The 3,030-nt window shown below is 47.5% G+C and carries 6 protein-coding genes; all 6 read right to left on the bottom strand.

Going from position 1 to position 3,030, the window contains the following annotated elements:
* On the bottom strand, positions 1–396 hold a 396-nt coding region (locus tag ACRN9H_RS19505), incomplete at its 3' end, for a hypothetical protein (RefSeq protein WP_432315860.1).
* A gap of 122 nt (positions 397–518) precedes the next feature.
* Entirely contained in the window at positions 519–833 is a 315-nt protein-coding gene (locus ACRN9H_RS19500; RefSeq protein WP_432298761.1) for a hypothetical protein, read from the bottom strand.
* Between the two features lie 11 nt (positions 834–844).
* A complete protein-coding gene (locus tag ACRN9H_RS19495; RefSeq protein WP_263174804.1) occupies positions 845–1,291 on the bottom strand; it encodes a hypothetical protein in 447 nt (148 codons plus the stop codon).
* Between the two features lie 347 nt (positions 1,292–1,638).
* Entirely contained in the window at positions 1,639–1,890 is a 252-nt protein-coding gene (locus ACRN9H_RS19490; RefSeq protein ID WP_432315858.1) for a hypothetical protein, read from the bottom strand.
* Between the two features lie 117 nt (positions 1,891–2,007).
* Positions 2,008–2,151: a hypothetical protein gene (locus tag ACRN9H_RS19485; protein WP_432315856.1), complete on the bottom strand. Its 144-nt coding sequence runs from the start codon at positions 2,149–2,151 to the stop codon at positions 2,008–2,010.
* On the bottom strand, positions 2,148–3,030 hold an 883-nt coding region (locus ACRN9H_RS19480; RefSeq protein WP_432315854.1), incomplete at its 5' end, for a protein rep. The genes ACRN9H_RS19485 and ACRN9H_RS19480, both read right to left, overlap by 4 nt.

Genomic DNA, 3,030 nt, shown 5'->3' with positions numbered 1-3,030 from the left:
AGCGGTTATCTCGTTAAAACGGTCAAGATATGCAGCTAAACTCTTTGCGCCTCTCCTAATAGCGCACAGAGGGCATAGAAGGTGTTTCATGCAGAACCTCGCTTTAGCAAGGCGGGTTTCCCCGACCGTGTAATAATTTCTAAAGACTAACCAGTTACCGCAATCCTCCAGACGCCTCTGGAGACGACCTGTGTCGCCGTAAAAATATTCGCCAGTGTCAGAGTCGATATGTTCGACAGAACCACTCAGGTATTGTATATTTTGCTTTGTGCGATGTTTTGCCTTGCCGTATCTCTCGATGCGTTTCGGTAAGTCATCGACGTTAGAGCCTCTCTCAGATAGTTCTCCCGCCAAGGTAACTGAATCTGTTAGGGGCTTCGTTCTTTCTGAAGCCATAGTTTTTCCCTTCTTAGTTGTGTCCATTGTTACCACTTTGTTTGTATGTATCAAGTATAAAGAGCGCCACCCCCCAACCAGTGTCCACGCAAAACGCATGAACCACAGGCTGGGCGGGGCTTCTAGATGCTTGCAGAGCGATTCGAAGGGTTTTGAATAGGAACGGTCTTGACGGCAGGAACTGAGCCTTTAGGAATGAAGAAAGTCACTACCTTGCCGTTGGCAATTGCGCCAACTGGTACTGAGATTTCCTTGCCGATGTGCTGCTTAAAATCTGACACGTTATGCGCTGTAAGTGTGAACATGTCTTTGCGTGTTTCACCATTCGGAAGTGAAACATCACCCAAAATCTGGATTTTATCTTGTCCACCGAAGTCCTCTCCTGCTTTGTTTTGGCCTTTGGGCGAAACATAGATGTTAAGCAGTTGGCCGTTCATGGTTAGCATGCTCATTTTTTATCGGCCTCTAATGGTTTGCCATTGGGGTCAATCATCCCAGCTTTCTCCAGATAAGCATTCATCTGCTCAGGGGTGAGGAAGTTGCGCCAAGTGGCATCTTCATTTTCAAAAGCGCCTGCCCAGCCAGCGCTAGCCATGTGAGTAACGCCATTTTTAAACAGGTGCTCAGTGGTTTCCTTGTCAGCAATAGCGGCAAGCTCAAGGCGGTCTGTCTCGCTAAGGGCTGAGAACATATCCTCAGCGGCAGCGTCAAGGATGGTTTGAAGGATGTTAAATCTGGTGGTGTTAAAGCGAGCGGCCAGCGCGGTAAACATGCTGGCGCTAGAGGCTTTCATGCGTACAGTGATTTTGGTTTCCATAGCTTCTTCAAAGCCTCCATGTGCTTCTGAATCGTAAAAGTCTTTGACGAGTTGGCCAGCGTTTGATTTAAGTTTCATTTTTCAAAATTCCGTATAGGTTCTGTTTGGGTTTTTAGCTGGAGGTTCAGCTTGAAATCTAGAATATGCCTAACTCAATACTTAAGCAAGTTTCTGTTTTGGCATCAAGAGCAAAAAATGAGGATGAGCGCTCTAGGTGAAGACTTGTATTCACCTAGAGCGCTTATCAGGGCTGCTTTTGCGGGGTTTCACTTTACAGAAACGGTTTAACAGTTTTATCGCCCTCGCGCATCGCTTGCTCAGCCTTCGCCGCTAGCGCGCTTAGGCGATAAAAAACGGCCTGTAAGCTGGTTTTGCCTACGGCCGTTTGGCTCCTGCAGTGCTGAGGGTTTAGCTGTTAAAAGCGTCTAGCAGGGTAAGGGGCTAAGAGCGCTTAGCATGGGGGCTTCCCCCATACCCCCTTGATATCTGTTTACAAGTATCAGGCTTGAGGCTTCTTGAAGGTCGCTGTTTAGCTTTTCGAGCAAGGGGAGGCAAAGGGAGTGAAATTCTTCGGGCTTGAGGCTTTGATTTTGTAACATTATCAAGGCTAAGGCCATTTGCTCAGCGTCATTCACTAACTCTTGAGCACGTTCTAAGGTAAGATTCGCGTTAGGCATAATCAACTCCACATAGTTGGTTGTGTTAGCCTGGGAGTGGAGTTACTGCTCTGCTCCCAGGCGATTCATCGATGGGGCCCTTCCCGTAACGGGTCCCTTCCCATCTCTTCTATCGCTCTAGAGCCACGACAGAAATTCTTGTACTCCATGTTCATCTGGGGTTTCCAGCTCATAAATCATCGTGGATTCAACTTCCTCGATAGTGTCGGAACCTTCTTCCCATTGATACGTTAGGCCGTTGTTACCTTCAAAGGTTTTCATTGTGCTTCCCTCTGGCGTTTTTCAACTAGCCACCACGCATTAGATCGATATTTTTCGGCTTTGGCAAGTGCATTATCTGACCGTTCATCTAATGGGCTGATAATGCGAACCTCGGGACGTTCCCCGCCCGTGTGGTGGTGGTGATGCGTAACGGTGTAACCTGCATTGGTGTACTTGTAGAACAACTCGATGTAGGGGAGTTCATCAGGTAGGAGATCATCTGTCAGTTTATCTGGAACGCTAACGCCCCAGAATAAGCCAAATGAGCCTTGGAGGCGTTTTCCCTTCAAAATCGTGTAGGCAAGGAAGTTTTCCTTGGGTGGCAAATCTGAGAACTTAAGCGCGTATTTGAAGACCTCTGCAAAGGACTTTGCAGGGTCTTGGGTATCGATAGGGCGACAATCTACAATTGACGAATCACCCGTTATGGATAGCCATTCTTGGGACAACCGGCTTTCCGATTTTTTAAGACCGGACGCCTTAAAATCGAAGTCGATTAACTGGTCAGGGTCAACCAAAACAATGGCATGAATATGAGGATGCCAGCCCTTTTCACTGTAGGTAAACTCGTAGCTGAATACAGCCCCTTCAACCTTGCAAAGCTCGTTAAAGCCGCGGTTCATCTTGAAATAAGCCCTGCGTCTATTCTGATAGGTTTTCCATGAGGCCACCAAATGGTCGAAGCGTTCTTGCAAATCTTCACCGTTGGTAACGGTCAAAGTTAGCAAATAAGGCACTAAACGAGGGTTTTTAGCGGTTATCTCGTTAAAACGGTCAAGATATGCAGCTAAACTCTTTGCGCCTCTCCTAATAGCGCACAGAGGGCATAGAAGGTGTTTCATGCAGAACCTCGCTTTAGCAAGGCGGGTTTCCCCGACC

The organism is Shewanella sp. MF08487 (assembly GCF_050848685.1).
Lineage (GTDB): Bacteria > Pseudomonadota > Gammaproteobacteria > Enterobacterales > Shewanellaceae > Shewanella > Shewanella glacialipiscicola.
The sequence above is the reverse complement of the archived record's forward strand: the minus strand, read 5'-3'. Positions and strand labels throughout refer to the sequence as shown.

Excerpts from the sequence above, each read along its gene's own strand:
- ACRN9H_RS19495 (WP_263174804.1), bottom strand. The coding sequence starts at position 1,291 with ATGAAACTTAAATCAAACGCTGGCCAACTCGTCAAAGACTTTTACGAT.
- ACRN9H_RS19485 (WP_432315856.1), bottom strand. The coding sequence starts at position 2,151 with ATGAAAACCTTTGAAGGTAACAACGGCCTAACGTATCAATGGGAAGAA.
- ACRN9H_RS19500 (WP_432298761.1), bottom strand. The coding sequence starts at position 833 with ATGAACGGCCAACTGCTTAACATCTATGTTTCGCCCAAAGGCCAAAAC.
- ACRN9H_RS19490 (WP_432315858.1), bottom strand. The coding sequence starts at position 1,890 with ATGCCTAACGCGAATCTTACCTTAGAACGTGCTCAAGAGTTAGTGAAT.